This is a genomic window from Roseivirga pacifica, from assembly GCF_900111145.1.
In the GTDB taxonomy this organism is placed as follows: Bacteria; Bacteroidota; Bacteroidia; order Cytophagales; family Cyclobacteriaceae; genus Roseivirga; species Roseivirga pacifica.
Window position 1 is genome coordinate 1255234 of sequence record NZ_FOIR01000001.1, and the last position, 17990, is coordinate 1273223.

19 protein-coding genes are annotated in these 17990 nt (G+C 42.6%); 13 read left to right on the forward strand and 6 right to left on the reverse strand.

Annotated elements, in window-relative coordinates; genetic code table 11:
* Nucleotides 1-19 precede the first annotated feature (19 nt).
* Nucleotides 20-1687 (reverse strand): hypothetical protein, encoded by a 1668-nt coding sequence (locus tag BMW98_RS05500; RefSeq protein ID WP_090257511.1) that lies wholly within the window; start codon nucleotides 1685-1687, stop codon nucleotides 20-22.
* A gap of 157 nt (nucleotides 1688-1844) precedes the next feature.
* Here BMW98_RS05500 and BMW98_RS05505 point away from each other — a divergent pair, with 157 nt between their 5' ends.
* The 10 genes from BMW98_RS05505 to BMW98_RS05550 all read left to right on the forward strand — a co-directional run bounded on the left by BMW98_RS05505 (nucleotide 1845) and on the right by BMW98_RS05550 (nucleotide 10233).
* Entirely contained in the window at nucleotides 1845-2090 is a 246-nt protein-coding gene (locus BMW98_RS05505; protein WP_090257512.1) for a type B 50S ribosomal protein L31, read from the forward strand.
* Between the two features lie 68 nt (nucleotides 2091-2158).
* Entirely contained in the window at nucleotides 2159-3313 is a 1155-nt protein-coding gene (locus tag BMW98_RS05510; RefSeq protein ID WP_090257513.1) for a GlmU family protein, read from the forward strand.
* Nucleotides 3310-4434, forward strand: a complete 1125-nt coding sequence (locus BMW98_RS05515) for a DNA polymerase III subunit (RefSeq protein WP_090257514.1) — start codon at nucleotides 3310-3312, stop codon at nucleotides 4432-4434. The genes BMW98_RS05510 and BMW98_RS05515 overlap by 4 nt, the downstream gene beginning before the upstream one ends.
* 8 nt (nucleotides 4435-4442) lie before the next feature.
* Nucleotides 4443-4889, forward strand: a complete 447-nt coding sequence (locus BMW98_RS05520) for an ATP-dependent zinc protease family protein (RefSeq protein WP_090257515.1) — start codon at nucleotides 4443-4445, stop codon at nucleotides 4887-4889.
* A complete protein-coding gene (rimK, locus tag BMW98_RS05525) occupies nucleotides 4886-5794 on the forward strand; it encodes a 30S ribosomal protein S6--L-glutamate ligase (RefSeq protein ID WP_090257516.1) in 909 nt (302 codons plus the stop codon). The genes BMW98_RS05520 and rimK overlap by 4 nt, the downstream gene beginning before the upstream one ends.
* A complete protein-coding gene (gene hemC, locus BMW98_RS05530; RefSeq protein WP_090257517.1) occupies nucleotides 5794-6714 on the forward strand; it encodes a hydroxymethylbilane synthase in 921 nt (306 codons plus the stop codon). Before rimK ends, hemC begins: the two co-directional genes overlap by 1 nt.
* The gene (locus BMW98_RS05535; protein ID WP_222843603.1) at nucleotides 6711-7595 is read left to right on the forward strand and encodes a peptidylprolyl isomerase; all 885 of its coding nucleotides are present in this window, start codon (nucleotides 6711-6713) and stop codon (nucleotides 7593-7595) included. The genes hemC and BMW98_RS05535 overlap by 4 nt, the downstream gene beginning before the upstream one ends.
* Before the next feature lie 3 nt (nucleotides 7596-7598).
* On the forward strand, nucleotides 7599-8462 hold the full coding sequence (locus tag BMW98_RS20660; protein ID WP_090257518.1) for a peptidylprolyl isomerase: 864 nt from the start codon (nucleotides 7599-7601) through the stop codon (nucleotides 8460-8462).
* On the forward strand, nucleotides 8449-9327 hold the full coding sequence (locus tag BMW98_RS05545) for a peptidylprolyl isomerase (protein ID WP_245733494.1): 879 nt from the start codon (nucleotides 8449-8451) through the stop codon (nucleotides 9325-9327). Before BMW98_RS20660 ends, BMW98_RS05545 begins: the two co-directional genes overlap by 14 nt.
* Before the next feature lie 3 nt (nucleotides 9328-9330).
* Nucleotides 9331-10233 (forward strand): SDR family oxidoreductase, encoded by a 903-nt coding sequence (locus BMW98_RS05550; protein WP_090257520.1) that lies wholly within the window; start codon nucleotides 9331-9333, stop codon nucleotides 10231-10233.
* Nucleotides 10234-10276: 43 nt separating this feature from the next.
* Here BMW98_RS05550 and BMW98_RS20640 read toward each other — a convergent pair whose 3' ends face one another.
* Together BMW98_RS20640 and BMW98_RS05555 are read right to left on the reverse strand one after the other, a co-directional pair.
* On the reverse strand, nucleotides 10277-10405 hold the full coding sequence (locus BMW98_RS20640) for a hypothetical protein (RefSeq protein ID WP_262501582.1): 129 nt from the start codon (nucleotides 10403-10405) through the stop codon (nucleotides 10277-10279).
* Nucleotides 10402-11910: a sodium-dependent transporter gene (locus BMW98_RS05555; protein ID WP_090257521.1), complete on the reverse strand. Its 1509-nt coding sequence runs from the start codon at nucleotides 11908-11910 to the stop codon at nucleotides 10402-10404. Before BMW98_RS05555 ends, BMW98_RS20640 begins: the two co-directional genes overlap by 4 nt.
* Nucleotides 11911-12223: 313 nt before the next feature.
* Here BMW98_RS05555 and BMW98_RS05565 point away from each other — a divergent pair, with 313 nt between their 5' ends.
* Genes BMW98_RS05565 through BMW98_RS05575 form a run of 3 tightly spaced genes read left to right on the forward strand, consistent with a single transcriptional unit; the run spans nucleotide 12224 to nucleotide 14254 of the window.
* Nucleotides 12224-12562 carry an MGMT family protein gene (locus tag BMW98_RS05565; protein WP_090257523.1) on the forward strand — a complete coding sequence of 113 codons (339 nt, stop codon included), beginning with the start codon at nucleotides 12224-12226 and terminating at the stop codon, nucleotides 12560-12562.
* A 32-nt stretch (nucleotides 12563-12594) separates the two neighbouring features.
* Nucleotides 12595-13509, forward strand: a complete 915-nt coding sequence (locus BMW98_RS05570) for a mechanosensitive ion channel family protein (protein WP_090257524.1) — start codon at nucleotides 12595-12597, stop codon at nucleotides 13507-13509.
* Nucleotides 13510-13516: 7 nt separating this feature from the next.
* Nucleotides 13517-14254, forward strand: a complete 738-nt coding sequence (locus tag BMW98_RS05575; protein ID WP_090257525.1) for a TerC family protein — start codon at nucleotides 13517-13519, stop codon at nucleotides 14252-14254.
* Nucleotides 14255-14431: 177 nt separating this feature from the next.
* On the opposite strand, the gene BMW98_RS05580 is transcribed toward BMW98_RS05575, so the two are convergent.
* The 3 genes from BMW98_RS05580 to BMW98_RS05590 all read right to left on the reverse strand — a co-directional run bounded on the left by BMW98_RS05580 (nucleotide 14432) and on the right by BMW98_RS05590 (nucleotide 17856).
* Entirely contained in the window at nucleotides 14432-14926 is a 495-nt protein-coding gene (locus tag BMW98_RS05580) for a hypothetical protein (protein WP_090257526.1), read from the reverse strand.
* 117 nt (nucleotides 14927-15043) lie between these two features.
* Nucleotides 15044-16054 (reverse strand): hypothetical protein, encoded by a 1011-nt coding sequence (locus tag BMW98_RS05585; RefSeq protein ID WP_090257527.1) that lies wholly within the window; start codon nucleotides 16052-16054, stop codon nucleotides 15044-15046.
* Between the two features lie 374 nt (nucleotides 16055-16428).
* Nucleotides 16429-17856, reverse strand: a complete 1428-nt coding sequence (locus tag BMW98_RS05590) for a sodium:solute symporter (protein ID WP_090257528.1) — start codon at nucleotides 17854-17856, stop codon at nucleotides 16429-16431.
* Nucleotides 17857-17990: the final 134 nt, after the last annotated feature.

Below are 17990 nucleotides of genomic sequence, written 5' to 3' on the forward strand. Positions count from 1 at the left end.
GGGATATTATACTGTATAATTAAAACTCGTGTTGCCTCTGAGCAATATTCCATCTAAGCGAAAGCATTGAAATAAAAGGGCTGCTACTTCTTGTAGCGTCTTCACTATCAAAGTTCCTGTAAATATTCTTCCAGTCGACAAACAGGTTTTGCAACAGCATGTAGGAGCCTGTTAGTTCCAAATAGGTGTTGGTTGTTGCTACACCTTGACCAATTGTATTGCCTGTGGCGCCAACTCTGTCGTCAGTACTCAGCAATGGGTTGCCGCCATAGTTTAGTCCGTTTTCATCTTCGCCAAACTGGCTGCGGATTACTTTACCACTAACGGTTAATCTGTTAATTGGCTGATAACGGGCTGTAAGAATGAACTCCTTAAGATTGGCGCCAAGTGGGTGAGCCAATGGGTTGCGGTAGTTTGTATAGCTTAACTCTGGGCGGTCGTAAGCATAAAAATATGGCCTGGCAAAGTTAGCTTCAGCCCCAAAATCTAGGTTGTTTATATTGAAGGCATTGATGTACTTTCCGCCCAATTGTACGCCAAACTTATTGCGCCAGTCTCCATCGCCACTTCTTAGGGCATCAATCAAGAATTCGTCTAGCATAAATTGCCCGTATAGCTGAAACTTGTTAAGTAGGTTCCACTGAAAGTCCATGCCCAATAATATGTTGTCAGGGCTGCCTTGCTGCTGTTCAATAGCACGATAAAAGATAATTGGGTTGAAATAGTTAATGTCGGCATCGTCAGCAATAATTACTTCGTACACCCCCAAGTTGAGCTTAGATGTAATGTCTACACCCAGCCTGTGCATGGCCATAAATTTTTTCGGGTAGCTGCCATCAGCTGGGCTTCCCCCTCCAGAAAAAATAATGTCTTCGGTTAACTCAGCCCATAAGTTGGTGTATAAAAATGGGCCTAGTCTTGTGTTGATCTTGCCAAACAACATTGGGCTCGAAATGTCCGAAAGCACCATGGATCTAATTCCGCTTCCAATAAACTGCTTATCGTATCCTGCCTGAATATCTATGCTATTGGTTAGGTTAAAGGTGAAATAACCTCTCGCATGGGTAAGGTCAAAAAGCGTTTTGTCATGATCATCTATTTTGTAGAACCCCTCATTAGGAAAAGCCTTGTACCTAGTGTTGTACCAGCCTACATAAGATGGTACCCTGAGTTGTGTGGTGGTAAGAAAAGTATAGAAACCAATTTTATCATCAATGGTGCCCTGAACTTCTAGGCCTCGCGTGTTGGTATAGAGAAATTCGTCATTGTCTGTTTCCTTCCCTGCGGAAAAGTCAATTACCGGATTTAACCTCAGGGTGAAATTCTCGGCCTCATAATAAAGAAAGTCCGACTTGCGGTTGTAGAATATGTCCCACCACGATTTGTCATTGCTGTTATACTTGTTGCCGGCTGTCTCCCAGTTGTCGTTCATCAAGTATTCATAATTGAATTTGTCTTGAGGTGAAAGCATCTCGTATCGACTTTCCATTCCCTTAAGAAAGTTGGTCAATTCTGCCCTTCTGATTGGTTTATAGGTGGTTTTAAGCCGAAGTTCTTTTCCTGAATAAAGTATGTCGAACCTGTCTATTAAATGATAATAATCTCGGTTGTAAGAGATAAAAGTGCTTTGTCCGTGTAGCTGAACAATTGAAACCAAAAAGGCGAAGGCAATTATGAACTTTTTCATAGGCTTAGTGTGCTTCAAATTAAATACTTCTACACGATACTCGCGCTATACCCGTAAATTCATTTAATTTGTTGAATAATAATTGGCTAAGGGTTGTGTATTAATAAATAGGTCACTACATTTGCAGTCCTTTTTGGGAATAGCAAACAGTAGCGTCATGAAAAAAGACATTCATCCTGATTATAAACCAGTTGTATTTTACGATACTCAAAGTGAGTTCAAATTCTTAACGAAGTCTACTATGACTTCTGATGAAACTGTAGAGTGGGAAGATGGTAATACTTACCCTGTAATTAAAGTGGAAGTTTCTTCTGCTTCACACCCTTTCTACACAGGTAAGAAAATGTTCTTGGATACCGCTGGTAGAGTTGAGAAATTCAACAGAAGATACAAGAAGAAATAATCTTCTAAATCATAAAGCATTTATGAGAGTCTCCATTTGTAAGGATGGAGACTTTTTTATTTTTGTGCATGGAAATTGCACTGTTTGATTCTCCCGAAATCAGGGAGCAATTAAAACCCTTCACATTTACTCGCCCTGTAGCCGAAATACGCATAGGAATCCTCAAAATCTCCGAAAAATGGGAGAAATACGGATTCAATGTGGGCTTTAGTACGCAAGACTATCTTCAAGAAAAATTTGGCGATTCTTCGGCAAGCTTAAAAGTTAACGGAGCGCTTTGTCCAAATGCTCAGCTGGCCGATGCTATTAAGCAGCTTAAAGCTGGCGAACAGCTTGTGGCGAACGGCCAAGTTCTTGCAACTTCAGAAGGTGCAGCTGAACAAGTGGAGTTCGAAGGCAACTTTAGGCTGGTAGAACATACCTGGGATATTTTTAGGAATAACCGAGAGCAGCTTGAAGCCGACTTTGCCTTAATTACGGCTGGTAGAACCTCGCAAGAAATTACCGACCCTCACACCGTAGTTTACGGAAAAGAAAACCTCTTTATAGAAGAAGGGGCCTCTATAAGAGCAGCAATTATTGATGCCGAGAATGGCCCAGTGTACATTGGAAAGAATACAACAATTCAGGCCGGAACCATTATTTCTGGAGCTTTTGCCTTGTGCGAGGGTTCTACTGTAAATATAGGTGGGAAAATGCGGGGAGATATTACCGTAGGGCCGTATTCTAAAATTGGGGGCGAAGTGGGTAACTCAGTAATTTTTGGTTACTCTAACAAAGCGCACGATGGTTACTTGGGTAATTCCGTAATTGGCGAATGGTGCAATTTGGGTGCCGATACCAATACTTCGAACCTTAAAAATAACTATGCTAAGGTAAAGCTTTGGGATTATGCCACTGGCCGTTTTGCTAATACTGGCCTTCAGTTTTGTGGGCTAATGATGGGCGATCATTCCAAATGTAGTATCAATACCATGTTTAATACCGGAACGGTTACGGGTGTGGGCGCCAATATTTTCGGTGCTGGTTTTCCTCGAAATTTTGTTCCATCTTTCTCTTGGGGTGGAGCCGCTGGTTTTACTACTTTTCAGCCACGTAAATTCTACGAGGTGGCCGATGCTGCCATGGGTAGAAGAGGCGAGTCATTTGACGAGGTAGAAAAAAGAATTGTAGACAGGGTTTTTGAATTGACCAGCGAATACAGAATTTGGGATAAGGCATGAGGTTTCAGGATATTACAGGCTTAGGCGAGGTTAAGCAAAAACTAATTGATGCAGTAAATGCAAACCATGTTGCCCACGCGCAGCTTTTTGCCGGGGGCGAAGGTTCTGCAAATTTGGCAATGGCCTTGGCTTTTGCGGCTTACCTAAACTGCCAAAACCCTGGCCCAGACGATGCCTGTGGCGTTTGCCCATCTTGCGAAAAGAATAGTAAGTTCGTTCACCCCGATGTGAACTTTATCTTTCCAACGGCTGCCACGCCAAAATTCAAAAGGGAAGATGCTACGAGTGACAAGTTTTTAAAGGAATGGAGAGAATTTTTACTCCAAACTCCCTATGGCAATGTTACGGACTGGGCTGCTCATTTTGGCTGGGAAAACAAACTTTTAATGATTCCGACTCACGAGAGTAAGAACATTATTCGCGCCCTGTCGCTAAAGGCTTTCGAAGGTAAATACAAGGTGATGATCATTTGGTTGCCAGAGGTAATGCATGCCAATGCGGCCAATGGTATTCTAAAGATTTTGGAAGAGCCGCCTGCTCAAACCATTTTCCTAATGGTTTCAAACGACCCAAATAAGTTGTTAACCACCATTACCTCTCGAACGCAAAAGCTTTTGATTAGGCCGTTTAATGATAGCGAGATTATTGAAAGCCTAGAAAATGAATTTTCGCTTGAAGCAGAAAAAGCACAAAAGCTGGCTTACTTTAGTGAAGGCAATTTGCGAGAAGCCAAACGCTTGGCAACGGGCAATGAAAGCGACACGCAAGAGGTGTTTAAAGACTGGTTCAGGCAGTGCTTTACTTATAATTTTGAAAATTTAATTGCGCTGGGCGATGCATTTCAAAAGAAGGGTAAAGAGTTTCAGTTGGCATTGCTTGCTACGGCATCAAAAGTAATGCGCGAAAGCATGATCCATTTGGTGCAAGTGCCTCAGATGGCGAGAATTCCAGAGGGAGAAGAAGATTTTATCGGTAAATTCAGCAAGGTTTTTACCGAAGAAAAAATAATGAAAATAGCGCCTAAATTTGACGAGGCGCAGTATCATATTGAGCGAAATGCCAACCCGAAAATCCTCTTCCTTGATTTATCGCTTACCATTGCCCAAATTGCGAGAAGCTAATTTTGTGGATGGCAAAGAAATTACAAACAATCGGTAGACAGGAAATCATCGATTTGCCTGATTTTGAGCTGGAAAACGTAGAAGCCAAAGTAGATACTGGCGCTTACACTTCTTCCATAAATTGCTCGCGCGTTAAGGTTAAAGAGATCAACGGAGTTGAACAGCTTACCTTTTATTTATCGGGCAGCAAAATTCACGAGAAGAAAGCCAGAAGGTTTGTAACCAGTAACTTCAAAAAGAAGCGAATAAGAAGCAGCAATGGCCAGATGGAAGAGCGTTTCATCATTACAACAAATGCTGTGTTCTTTGGTAAAAAGGTTAAAATGGAGCTTTCATTGGCAGATAGAAGCAAAATGAAATTCCCGATTTTGTTGGGAAGAAAGCTGTTGGCCAAACGATTTGTTGTAGACGTAAGTAAAAAGAACCTATCATATCAAGCGAAACTGAAAAAATGAAAATCGCGGTACTTTCAAGAAATTCAAGCCTCTATTCAACAAGAAGGCTATTACAAGCTATTGAGGCCAGAGGGCACGAAGGCGTGGTGATTGACCACCTAAAGTGCGATTTGGTAATTGAAGCAGAAGGCCCCTCCATATACTATCAAGGAGAAAAATTGGAAGGCATTAGTGCCGTAATTCCAAGAATTGGTGCCTCGGTAACCTTTTATGGTACGGCCGTGGTGCGTCAGTTCGAGATGATGGGAGTTTTTAGCACTACTTATTCGCAGTCAATCGTACGCTCGAGAGATAAGCTCAGAAGTTTGCAGTTGCTAAGTGGAGCCGGTTTGCCAATGCCAAAAACTGCCTTCACTAACTATTCGAAAGAAGAAAAAAACCTAATTGATACCGTTGGTGGTGCGCCTGTTATTATCAAGCTTTTAGAGGGAACTCAAGGGCTTGGGGTGGTGCTAGCCGAAACCAGAAAAGCCGCTCAGTCGGTTGTAGAGGCATTTCATGGGTTGAAAGCACGAATCATTGTTCAGGAATTTATTAAAGAAGCGAAAGCTTCTGACTTACGGGTTTTTGTTGTTGATGGCAAAGTGGTAGGTGCCATGAAACGTACCGGAAAAGAAGGTGAGTTTAGAAGCAACCTGCACCGAGGTGGTAATGCCGAGGTGGTTAAGCTTAGCCGTGCAGAGCGCACAGCCGCTATAAAAGCTGCAAACGCTATGGGACTTTCCGTGGCGGGTGTAGACATACTGCAATCGGCCAGAGGTCCGTTAATTTTGGAGGTGAATTCATCGCCAGGGTTAGAGGGAATTGAAAAAGCCACCGGGGTGGACATTGCCGGACGAATAGTAGAATACATCGAAAAAAATCAGCCAAAGAAAAAAGGCACCATTAGCAAACTAAAAGCCTAATGAAAATTAAGATAGGAACGAGGGGGAGTAAACTGGCTTTGTGGCAAGCCCACCATGTGGAAGACAAGCTTAAAGCAGCCGGTTTTGAAACAGAAATAGTGACCATTGAAACCAAGGGAGATAAGATCCTTGATGTTTCAATCGCTAAAATTGGTAGCAAGGGCGTTTTTACCGAAGAAATTGAAGAGCAGCTGCAAAACGGCACTATTGACATTGCCGTGCACAGTGCCAAAGACATGCAGTCTTCTCTGCCGGAAGGTTTTGAATTGATTGCATTTATGGAGCGTGAACAAGCCAACGATGTAATTGTAAGCAATAAAAAAATCAACCTTACGCCAGATTCGGAAGTGCTTTTGGGTACCTCTTCTACCAGAAGGGTAGCCACTTTAAAGGCGCATTATCCTAAGGTAAAAACTGTGGCGGTGCGGGGTAATTTGCAAACTCGCATTCGTAAAATGAACGAAGGTGCTTGCGATGCGCTTTTGCTTGCTTATGCGGGTGTGCACCGCATGGGCTACGAGGAGATGATCAGTCAGCATCTGCCTTTAGATCAATTTACGCCAGCGGTTGGGCAGGGCAGTGTGGCAATAGAGGTACACAACTCGCTCGATGATGATAAGAAGAAATCACTCAAACGAATTTTGAATCACGGACCAACGGCTTCATGCCTTTTGGCAGAGCGTTCTTTCCTGAAAACAATGGATGGCGGCTGTAGCATTCCTGTTTTTGCTATGGCAACTATTCAGGGCGATGCACTGAAAATTGTGGGAGGAATTATTTCGCTCGATGGAAAAGAAGAGATAAGAATCACCAAAACTGGCCCGCTCGATAAACCAATGAAGTTGGGCTTTGAATTGGCCTCGGAGGTATTAACTTCGGGCGGAAAACAGATACTTGACGAAATCAAAAACCAATTATGAATAATAGATTAAAAGGACTTTTTGCCATGCTAATGATGGCATTGGTAGTATGGAGTTGTGGAGGCAGCGGCTCTTCTAGCGAGGGTGCTTTAGAGGGTAACGATTACCTAGTAACCATTAAAACCAACTTGGGTGAAATGAAGGCCATTCTTCATGACGAAACACCTAAACACAAAGAAAACTTTGTGAAGCTTGCCAACGAAGGCTTCTTCGATAGTTTGCTGTTTCACCGAGTAATCCCTGGCTTTATGATTCAAGGTGGTGACCCGAACTCGAAAAACGCACAGCCTGGAGATAGACTTGGTAATGGTGGCCCTGGTTATACTGTGCCTGCAGAATTCAACGATAAGTATTACCATAAAAAAGGAGCCCTTTCGGCTGCGCGTCAGTCCGATGCTGTAAACCCAGAAAGAGAGTCGAGCGGTAGCCAGTTCTACATTGTTCAGGGGCAGGTAATTCCTGCGCAGAGCCTTGAGGGTGAAAATCCAATGATGAATGCCGCGCAGAGCTTGTTGCAGAACCAGCCACAGCATCCACTTTCTATTGAGTTTTACACGGCTTTCCAAACGGGTGGTGATGCTGCCTATATAGCCAAGGTGAAGGAAAAGAAAGATGAGCTTGCAGAAGCTACAGGCCTTAAAATGATTACACCAAAAGAAAGAATTGAAGTATACTCTACCATTGGTGGTTCACCATGGTTAGACGAGCAATACACTGTATTCGGTCAGGTTATTTCTGGTTTAGATGTGGTAGATGCTATTGCGGCTGTTCAAACCAATTCAGCAGACCGTCCATCGCAAGATGTGCGCATGTTCGTAACGGTGGAGGAGCTACCTAAAAAAGAGATTGCCGAACGCTACGGAAACCCGTACATTCAATAATTCATGAAACGAACATTACTTGTCATTACAATATTAGGAGCCTTGTTTAATCAAGGCTTCTCTTTTCAGAAGAAGTCTAAAAAAGATTATCTAGTCACTATTTCGACTAATTATGGCGAAATGCAGGCCATTCTTTACGATGAAACTCCACAGCATAAGGAGAACTTTCTGAAGTTGATTGAGGAGGGCTTTTATGATAGCCTGCTTTTTCACCGTGTAATCGATGAGTTTATGATTCAGGGTGGAGACCCTAACTCAAAAAATGCCGGAGCAAACCAAAGGTTGGGTAATGGTGGCCCGGGTTATCGTGTGCCGGCAGAAATTAACCCACAGTTTTTTCACAAGAAAGGAGCGCTTTCTGCGGCAAGAACAGGCGATCGGGTAAACCCAGAAAGGGAATCGAGCGGAAGCCAGTTTTATATTGTGGAGGGCGAAGTACACAAAAGAGAAGATATTGAAGGCTTGCCTGATGCTAAAATAGAAGAGGTGGCCATGGAGCTTTTTAGAAATAACCCAGAGCACGAATTGGTAAAAGCCTTGCGCGAAGCTTATATGGAGGGCGGTGTAGATGCCATTGCTAAGTTGGCTGAAGAGCGATACAAAGAATTGGAAGAAGCTACTGGCCGAGTAATCAAACTTTCTGAAGCACAAGTGGAAGCTTACACAACCATTGGCGGTGCTCCATTTCTCGATGGGCAATACACCGTTTTTGGGCAGGTGATTGCTGGTTTAGATGTAATTGACAAAATTTCCGAAGTAGAAACTGATAGGGCAGACCGCCCAATCGAAGATGTGCGCATGTTTATTTCGGTGGAATATATGCGCAAAAAGAAAATCACTAAAAAGTATGGCTATGTCTACCCTTAAGCATTTTTTGCTCTTATTTCTGCTCGCCTTTATGGCCTTTTCTTGCGCTGAAACAGACGAAATAGTGGTAATAGAAACACCATATGGTGATATGACAGCCATTCTTTATGATGATACACCAATTCATAAAGCGAACTTTTTAAAGCTGGCTAAAGAAGGTAAATACGATTCGGTGCTTTTTCATAGAGTGATTGAGGAGTTTATGATCCAAACGGGCGACCTTTCTACCGGAACGGAAGAGAAGGGTGCGAATTATCGTTTGGAAGCTGAGTTTAGACCAGAAAGGTACATACACAAAAAAGGGGGGATTGCCGCTGCACGAATGGGCGATGCTTCTAACCCTTTAAAAGAATCGAGCGGTTCGCAGTTCTACATTATACATGGAAAAACTTTTGATGAGGAGGGGCTTTTGGAGCGTGCCGATAGAAGGCAGTATCTTAAGCTTTATGGTTTTTTCGAGCGCATGTTAAAGTCTAAGCGCTATCCGGAACTTACAGAGAAATACTACTACCATGTTGGTCAGTTGGAAGAGGATTCTACCTACGACTTTAACAAAGCACAAAAGGAATTGATCTTTAACTCGCTGCCGGTAATTGAGAAACGATTTGGCCCGCAACCCGACCCGGGCTTCGAACAATGGGCAAAAGATATTTACGCTACTGATGGTGGTGCTCCGCACTTAGATGGCGAGTATACGGTGTTTGGCCAGGTGCTGGAGGGAATTGAAGTGATAGATGAAATTGCTACAACTGAGACTGACGCACGAGACAGGCCAACATCAGAAATCCGTATGAATGTGCGTGTGGTTAAGATGAAAAAATCCGAAATTGAACAAAAATACGGTTATCAATATCCACAACAGTAAACTATGAAAATTCTTATAACAGGTTCGAATGGTCTTTTGGGCCAAAAGCTGGTGCAGCTTATACTAGCAAAAGGAGAAGATGAACTGATTGCCACGGCTCGTGGTGCTAACAGGCTGCCAATTCCTGAAGAAAAGTATACTTACCAATCGCTGGATATTACCAATAGGGCGGACGTTTTGGCAACCATTGAGCGCTTTAAGCCCGATGCAGTGGTGCACACAGCAGCCATGACGAATGTAGACCAATGCGAGACAGAGCAAGAAGCATGTTGGAAACTGAATGTAGATGCAGTTGAGTATTTGATTGAGGCTTGTGAAAACACAGGAGCGTACCTACTTCACCTTTCAACCGACTTTATTTTTGATGGTGAAGATGGCCCTTATGATGAAGAAGGTAAGCCAAACCCGATAAGCTACTACGGAGAGAGTAAGTTGGCTGCGGAAGAATTGCTTTTCAAGAGTTCGATTAGTTATGGCGTTGCTCGCACGGTGTTGGTATACGGCATTGCCCACGATATGAGCCGCAATAACATCATTCTTTGGGTAAAGAAAAGCCTAGAAGATAAAAAGGAGATTAAAGTAGTTGATGACCAGTTGCGTAGCCCAACCCTGGCTGAAGATTTAGCGATGGGCTGCTATCTAATGGCTAAGCAAAAAGCTGAAGGTGTTTTCAATATTTCGGGTAAAGATGTGCTGACTCCTTACCAAATGGCCATTAAAACGGCAGACTTTTTCAACTTAGATGTTAGTACCATGACTAAGGCCGATGCCTCTACCTTTACGCAAACCGCTAAACGTCCACCAAGAACAGGGTTAATTATAGAAAAGGCTCGCACCCAGTTAGGATACGAGCCTCGTTCTTTTGATGAAGGAATAGCCATAGTGGCTGAGCAAATTAAAGCTTAATTATTACCATTCCCTTCCTTGTTTAAGGAGGGATTAGGGGTGGTTAAGCCGTTTCACCCGTTTCAGGGTCTTCGTCTTTATCTGCTCTTAGTGCGATTACTAAAAAGGTTAAGAAACCTCCCACTGTAATGGAGAGGCATATGATCATTCCAATTATTGCTTCTTGACTCATTTTTTCACGAATTTTCTATAAAACCATCCATTAAATACCACGGCAATTACTAATGCCACTGCCCACTGCGTAACAATTGTAGCGTTACTGAACTTGTCGATTACGTTCCATTTACCGTTTTCATCGAACCATGGATACTCACTGTAACCTTGGTCCATCCACCAGTAAACAAGGAAAAGTCCTGCTACAAAGTTGAAATAGATCATTCCCGCGAAGTAGTATTTCGAAACCTTAAAGTCAGAGTTCTGATCGATAAAGTCTTTTTTGAACTTCATTGGGCCATACTTAATGATGAGGAATGAAATGAATATTCCACTTACAAGTAGTCCTACACCCCAAACCCAGTCTTGATTCTCGAAGAAATCGAGCCACCAAGCTGATGGAAAACCAACCACAAAACAAGCGGCACCGGCAATAATGGCGGCCTTTTTCTTAGGTATTTCATAGTCGGTTAAGTTCTTAATAATTAGCTGCATCATTGGTAGAATGGAGCTAAACGCTGCCATTGCAAAGGCACCAAAGAATATCCATGATAGGAAGGGGCCTCCTGGCATTTGTGCAAATAGCTGCGGCAAAATAGTAAACACCAACGCAGTATTTCCACCGTGTAAGAAGTCGATGGCCTCTGCAGGTGTGGCTGCCATAGCGAATACTGCCGGCAAAATGGCCATTGCAGCAAGTAGGGCTGCGGTGTTGTTACCAAACGCACCAAGGAAGGTGTTGAGGGTAACGTCTTCTTTCTGTCTAGAGAATGATCCGATTGTAATCATTAAACCCCAGCCGGCACCGGTACTCCAAGCAGAGTCAGTAATGGCTTCAATCCAAATAATAGGGTCTTTAAATTTTTCTACATCAATGGTAAAGAGGTATTCCAAACCTTCAACCCCACCTGGCATTTGAATGGCAAAAGCCGAAACAACCAAAAGCAAGATGAACAGGGTAGGGATCAATATCTTATTGGTCTTTTCAAGGCCTTTTTTAATGCCTTTGCCAAGTACCCAAATGGCCACGGTAATAGTTACCATGTAACAGAGCACGGCCTCCCAGCTAGAATTAGAAAGGCTTGCCCAGAAATTATCCATAAAGTTTACATTCGGGTCAGCAAAGCTTTCATTCATAGCCCCCGAGCCGAACAGGTAGTTAACTAAATTCTGTGTGTTGAGTAAAAAGTAGCGAAGCGACCAGCCTGTTACCACCGAATAATAGAAGGCAATACCCACTGTTACCAGCGTAACAAAGGTGCCCATCCAATTAAATTTTTTGCCGGAAAGACTTCCGAGCGACCCTAATGTTCCTTTTCTATAATGTTTACCTATGGCGAGTTCTGCCATTAAAAGGGGAATGGACCAAATTACCAGGAAGAACATCCAAAGGATGATGAAAGTACCACCGTGTTCTCCGGCAATCCGTGGAAACCTCCACAGGTTACCGGCACCAATGGCCATTCCCAGTGCGGCCAAAATAATCCCCCACCGATTACTAAACTCTTCTCTTTTTTCTGCCATGTAGCTTTAGTTTTTTTGCTTAAATGGTTGATTTTATTACTTCTACAAGCTTGGTAAGCTATATAAATAAGTCAGAATCCCAAGTATTGTTTGATGGACTTGGCAACAGACAAAAGCCGAAAAAAATGTATTCCGAACAGCGTTTGGCTTATAGCTTAATTATGAAAGATAAGTATGGGTTTTCATTGATGGTAGAATTTTATTTTATCGGCACGGGGCTTTTTCAGAAGCTCGAAATTTTATGAATGCCATATGAGCAATGGTAGCGGTGAAAAGACTTTTGGCTGAGCCGTTTTTTTGGTAGCTTCAAATTATGGCAAAAGACCACAGTAATTTTTTTAATGATGTTTATGAGGTAGTGCGGCTGATTCCGAGCGGAAGGGCCACTAACTACGGAGCCATTGCCAACTATTTGGGAACAAAGGGCAGTGCCAGAATGGTGGGCTGGGCCATGAATGCAGCACACGGAATGGCCGATGTGCCGGCTCATCGTGTAGTAAATCGGGCGGGCGTATTAACCGGTAAAAGTCATTTCGAAACGCCTACCATTATGCAAGAACGGCTAGAGGCCGAAGGCGTAGAAGTGGTCAATGATAAGATCAAAAACTTTGACAAAATATTCTGGGATCCAAACACCGAACTGGCGCTTTGAATTGTGCTTTTTAGACTAATTTTGCTGCTCGAATGGTTAACAGAACAAGAAAAACGAACAAGCCCAAAGATCAGGTAAGGCTAGAAAATAAGAAACGGCTGTACTTTGTACTTAAGCTGGCGGTTTTGGTTATTGGCTTTAGTTGGCGATTGTTTTTTGAAGAGAGCTTTGAAAGCCTACACTTAGACGGCAATATTTTGCCTGCACTTTTCTATTACTTTACCAGCATAGTATTAATCTCTTTTGCCCGTACAGTTTTTGTTTACCTGTACCTAAGGCGAAAGCACAAAGAGTCCGATTTTAAGGACAATTTCATTCTTGCCGTTAACCGCATTGCGTCAATGCTGCAAGTGCTTATGCTCATCATTTCGGTGTTGTATTTCTTCAATGTAGAAACCAAGCAATTCTTTACCTCAATAAGCATTGTGGCTGCGGCCATCGCCATTATTTCCAGGGAATACATTGTGAACGTAATCAACGGATTTATCATGATGTTCTCTAACCAGTTTTCGCTAAGCGATTATATAAAGGTGGGTGAATACAGCGGCCGAATAATGGATATTACCTTGATGAATGTGGTGCTGCTAAACGATGATGATGAAATTGTGTACGTGCCAAATGCGCTTGTAGCATCATCTACCGTGGTAAACAGCTCGAAAAAGAACTTTAAAAAACTAAGTTTCGACTTTGAATTACTGCCCGAGGCCATCTCGAGTGTAGACGATTTGGAAGCATATATTACAGAGGCTTTGAAGGGCGAGTTTCCAAAAATATCGCTAGAGAAGTTTAGCCTGAAGATTGAATCGATTAAGAAAGATGCTGTGGTTTTAAAACTGCACATTACCTTAGATAGAAGGCAAAAAGATTTAGAAAGGCCTGTAAGAAGGTTTGTGAACAAATCGATCTTGGCCTACTCAAAAGACATTAAAAATAGAAAAGAAGACTAATTAATAAATGGAAGCCTTACTTACATCAGAAGGGATAATTGCGTTACTCACCCTTACTTTTTTAGAGATAGTACTAGGTGTAGATAACATCATATTTATCTCAATCATTTCAAATCGCCTGCCCGAAAAGCAGCAAAGCAAAGCCAGAAACCTCGGTTTAATTTTGGCTTTGGTAATGCGCATCGGTCTGCTTTTAGGAATCAGCTGGATCATTGGTTTTACGGAGCCACTCTTTACAGTTTTGGAGCACGATGTAAGTGTGAAAGACCTTATTCTTATTGTTGGTGGTTTGTTCCTAATAGGAAAAAGTACTACCGAAATTCACGAATCGCTAGAGGTGGATCACCATCATGAAACTAAGCAAAAAGCTACAACCATGAGCAAGGTTATTTTGCAGATTGTGGCCTTGGATATGGTGTTCTCGTTCGATTCTATTTTGACAGCTGTGGGCTTAACTGAGCACGTATTTATTATGATTGTGGCCGTAACCCTGGCAATGATTGTGATGATGACATTTGCTGGAAAGATCAGTGCCTTTATCAATCGTCATCCATCATTGCAAATGCTGGCCATGTCGTTCCTAATCCTAATCGGGTTTATGTTGGTGTTGGAAGGAATTGGTGAGCACGTGCCGAAAGGTTATATCTACTTTGCAGTGTTCTTCTCACTTACAGTAGAGATACTAAATATGAAGCGCAGAAAGAATGCAGAGGCCATTCGCTTGAAAAAGCGCATCAAAGAATAGGTTTCTGGTTATTTGTCATTGGGTATTAGCGAAGGCTGGTGGCCAATGACAAATTTTCACTCTATTTCATAGGGCTCTTAAGAGATGTATCTTACACTCTGCCACCATTTGTGTCTTCACAAATGGTCCTGTATTACGCTGTGAGGACACAGCTTGTGGCTTGAAGAATAGTTTTCTTTAATCTATCGGTAAAACCTGTCCAAACTTGTCGTAGCAGCCTTCATCGCACGATTCGTTTAAAAGGAAGAGAAAGCCTTCTTCGAAATAGAAAATATAGTTTCTGCTTCTTCCGTCAGATGAATCGATGTTAGGTACATCTTCATTCAATTCTATAAAGACCTTGTTATAATTGTCGTCTTCTTCAACAAGGTAAGTGCCTGTAATAGATGCTGTGTTCACTTGCCAACATAAACCTTTCACTATCCCATTATCCAATAGCTCTTCATAGTTTCGGCATACAGCCCTTACCTCTCCGTTCGATTGAAAACGCAGGAAATAACCATTATTTACAGCGCTTACATTATTCGGGTCGGTCGGGCTTCCAGTTTCAATTAGTCGCCAAGTACCATTCAAAGGGTGCTCAATTGCTGGTTCAGGTTGTTTGCTACACGAAAATAGGTAGATGAAAAGTAGTATTAGATACTTGCTCTGAAAGTTTTTGGTATGGCTCATATTATAAAGACACCACTTTGCTCAAATTGGTTGAAACCAGTGTGAGTGTGTTATTCAGGGGGTTGTAAACCTCTTTTTTCCCCGACCGCAGTGGGTGACACAGTTTAATAAGTTGTCTTAGTTGAGCGCGTTAGACAATTGTGCCTTAAACTCTTCCAGCTGATCTATACTTAAAACGAGTTTGTCGGTAGTTTTCTTCAGGCCATAGATGCCGTTCACTTCAATCGGATCCTTCATGGTGATTACTACATTGCCCGCACCGAATGGGCTTAGGTTCACGAACTTTTCTTCGCTACTATCTCCTTCACGGTACTCAATTTGGCTTACCTGATCGAATGGAACAAACACGGACCAGCGAATGCCGGTTTTGAGTTGTAACCCGTTTGTTTCTACACTACTTGGGCGATGGCGCATGGCGTTTCTATCACCAAAAACAAAGAATAGGCTATAGATGCTAATGCCTGTAAGCACCCAAGCCAGTATTGGGCTGAATGAGTTTAGAAGAATATGAAGTACAACCGTTTCAACAGGCAAAATGAACAGTATAAAGCCGAAAATCAGGCCATAGTTTGAGCTTTTGGTGCTGCTAAATTCGTTTTGCGCTAGTGCTTTCGGCTTCCTCCAACCGGTAAATGTGTAGTAAAAAAGTGACGCTTCGGACGAAACGACATTCGCCAAAAGCGGCTTCGTGTTCTTTTCTAACAAAAGGCTTTTCAAAGCTTCAGGGAAATCTCTTAGGCTATGATCTTTCGCACCCATGCCTTTTACAATTTTTCTAACACTGTAAATCAGGTAGCCTATCACTCCAATTTCAATGGGAAAGAGAGCCAACTCTATATAGCCCAAAGTGCTATGGTTTTCGGTAGGAATAATTTGATAAGCTATAATTAAGCTGAGAACCGTAATCGGTAGCAAGGTGATTTTCGGAATCTCAGTTTTTCGAATCAGTAGAAAGTAAAAAAGAGGAATAAGAATGGCAATGTCTAAAGAACTACCAACCGCTAGGGCAGACCTGTCAGCCGAAAATTGAGTCGCATTCATTAGCCACCAACTCACGCTCAGTATGGCGCCCGCAATCAAAATGAATAAACCGATTCTGTTTCTGTTTAAACTTGATGCTGTTACCATAGCGCTGAATTTTACACAAAGATAAGCCTACGAATTAAAGCCTCATGGCCAGATAAATAAGCGGGCTTAAGAAGGGAGCAAAGGCTGTAATTTGAGACAGCTTTGTGTTGCTATACATGAGGTTGCAAACCTCTTATTCTCCCATCCTAGATACAATCGAGGATGAGTGTCTTATCTTTTCTCCCCGACCTCAGTAGTTAGATGCAATTGTCCCTACAAAAGCCTTTCCTCCCCGACCGTAGCGGAGGGGTCGACCCAGTTTAATAAGTCTCTGTTTTAACCGTATAGGGTAATGGTAAGCATCAATTGTGATGAGTTTGCCAGCTTCGGTGTCCTCACCGAAGCATTTTCTGTGTTAACACTTGAGTGGGGGACTATTCTTCCCTTCTCGAAATCAACAACAAACCAAGGAATGTTAAAGCACCGTTTAAGGCCAAAATAAAGAAGCCAAACCAGCCACCGGTATTCACATCTATAATGAAAGAAAGGATTGGCGCGGCTACACAAACAACTGTCGCGTACTTATCTTGAATCGCTCTTTTCGTTAACAAACCAAAGCTGAAAAGCCCCAAAATTGGCCCATAGGTATAGCCCGCGGCCTTAAAGATGGAGTTGATCACGCTGTCGTCATTAATGGCATTAAAGACCAAAATCACCAAGAATAGCAATATCGAGAAGCCTACATGTACTTTCAAACGCGTACGTTTTTTGTCGGCTTCTTCTCGCTTATCAAAGTTCAAAAAGTCGACACAGAAAGCCGTGGTGAGGGCGGTTAATGCTGAGTCGGCACTAGAGTAAGCCGCAGCAATAATTCCCAGCAAGAAAACCACTCCGGCCAAGGTGCCCAGATGATCCATCGCTAACAATGGATAAAGCGTGTCTGTTTTTTCAGGAATAGGAATGCCTTTGCTGTTGGCATAAAAGTACAACAGAGCACCCATGCTTAAGAAAAGCAGGTTTGCGAAAATCAGCACCACACTAAACCAGAACACGTTTTTCTGCGCGTCTTTCAGTGTTTTACAGGTAAGGTTTTTTTGCATCATGTCCTGATCCAAACCTGTCATTACAATAGCGATAAGCGCACCAGAGATAAACTGCTTCGGGAAGAACTTGGCGTTGTCCCATTCCCAGTAGAATGTTTTCGAAAGTTCGCTGCCTTTGATTTGCGTAATGGTTTCGCCCAAACTCCAGCCAAGCTCTTTGGTGATCAGGTAAATGGTTACCACCACTGCGGTCAGCATAAAGAAGGTTTGCAAGGTGTCTGTCCAAACAATGGTTTTAATTCCGCCTTGAAAAGTATACACCCAAATAAGCAAAATGGTCACCAATACCGATACCCAAAATGGAATGCCATACGCATTGAATATGGCAGTTTGTAATACTATGGCCACTAAGAACAATCGAAAGGAGGCACCAACAACACGACTTAGTAAGAAGAAGGCAGAACCGGTTTTATAGCTCCAAAATCCAAAGCGCTCTTCCAAGTAAGAATAAATGGTAACTAAATTCAGCCTGTAATACAGCGGCATTAGCACTGTGGCAATAACCAAGTAACCAAGCAAGTATCCGATTACCACCTGAAAGTAAGAGAAGAAGCTGTTGCCTACTTCGCCCGGAACGGAAATGAAAGTTACCCCGCTTAAGGATGCTCCAATCATACCGAAAGCCACTAAATACCATGGGCTTTTGCGGTTGGCAGTAAAGAAAGTTTGTGTGTTGGCTCCCTTTGAAGTAAGGCGAGCAACAATGATCAGCATTAAAAAATAGCCTCCAATTAGGCCAATTACCAGTTCAGGACTCATTGGGTAAAGATATCAGTATATCAGTAATCAGAAAACAGTTAAACGTAAATCAGAAGAGCGATTGCCAATTTCCGCTCAACCATACACCTCAGCAACTGGTTAAGACAATGAATTTCATTAAATTTGCACAAAAC

Bases quoted from the DNA above. Each gene is read 5' to 3' on its own strand.
- BMW98_RS05590 (WP_090257528.1), bottom strand. From the start codon at position 17,856: ATGAGTCCTGAACTGGTAATTGGCCTAATTGGAGGCTATTTTTTAATG.
- BMW98_RS05500 (WP_090257511.1), bottom strand. From the start codon at position 1,687: ATGAAAAAGTTCATAATTGCCTTCGCCTTTTTGGTTTCAATTGTTCAG.
- BMW98_RS05515 (WP_090257514.1), top strand. From the start codon at position 3,310: ATGAGGTTTCAGGATATTACAGGCTTAGGCGAGGTTAAGCAAAAACTA.
- BMW98_RS05565 (WP_090257523.1), top strand. From the start codon at position 12,224: ATGGCAAAAGACCACAGTAATTTTTTTAATGATGTTTATGAGGTAGTG.
- BMW98_RS05575 (WP_090257525.1), top strand. From the start codon at position 13,517: ATGGAAGCCTTACTTACATCAGAAGGGATAATTGCGTTACTCACCCTT.
- BMW98_RS05510 (WP_090257513.1), top strand. From the start codon at position 2,159: ATGGAAATTGCACTGTTTGATTCTCCCGAAATCAGGGAGCAATTAAAA.
- rimK (WP_090257516.1), top strand. From the start codon at position 4,886: ATGAAAATCGCGGTACTTTCAAGAAATTCAAGCCTCTATTCAACAAGA.
- BMW98_RS05520 (WP_090257515.1), top strand. From the start codon at position 4,443: ATGGCAAAGAAATTACAAACAATCGGTAGACAGGAAATCATCGATTTG.
- BMW98_RS05505 (WP_090257512.1), top strand. From the start codon at position 1,845: ATGAAAAAAGACATTCATCCTGATTATAAACCAGTTGTATTTTACGAT.
- BMW98_RS05555 (WP_090257521.1), bottom strand. From the start codon at position 11,910: ATGGCAGAAAAAAGAGAAGAGTTTAGTAATCGGTGGGGGATTATTTTG.
- BMW98_RS05535 (WP_222843603.1), top strand. From the start codon at position 6,711: ATGAATAATAGATTAAAAGGACTTTTTGCCATGCTAATGATGGCATTG.
- BMW98_RS20660 (WP_090257518.1), top strand. From the start codon at position 7,599: ATGAAACGAACATTACTTGTCATTACAATATTAGGAGCCTTGTTTAAT.
- BMW98_RS05580 (WP_090257526.1), bottom strand. From the start codon at position 14,926: ATGAGCCATACCAAAAACTTTCAGAGCAAGTATCTAATACTACTTTTC.
- BMW98_RS05570 (WP_090257524.1), top strand. From the start codon at position 12,595: ATGGTTAACAGAACAAGAAAAACGAACAAGCCCAAAGATCAGGTAAGG.
- BMW98_RS05550 (WP_090257520.1), top strand. From the start codon at position 9,331: ATGAAAATTCTTATAACAGGTTCGAATGGTCTTTTGGGCCAAAAGCTG.
- BMW98_RS05585 (WP_090257527.1), bottom strand. From the start codon at position 16,054: ATGGTAACAGCATCAAGTTTAAACAGAAACAGAATCGGTTTATTCATT.
- BMW98_RS20640 (WP_262501582.1), bottom strand. From the start codon at position 10,405: ATGAGTCAAGAAGCAATAATTGGAATGATCATATGCCTCTCCATTACA.
- BMW98_RS05545 (WP_245733494.1), top strand. From the start codon at position 8,449: ATGTCTACCCTTAAGCATTTTTTGCTCTTATTTCTGCTCGCCTTTATG.
- hemC (WP_090257517.1), top strand. From the start codon at position 5,794: ATGAAAATTAAGATAGGAACGAGGGGGAGTAAACTGGCTTTGTGGCAA.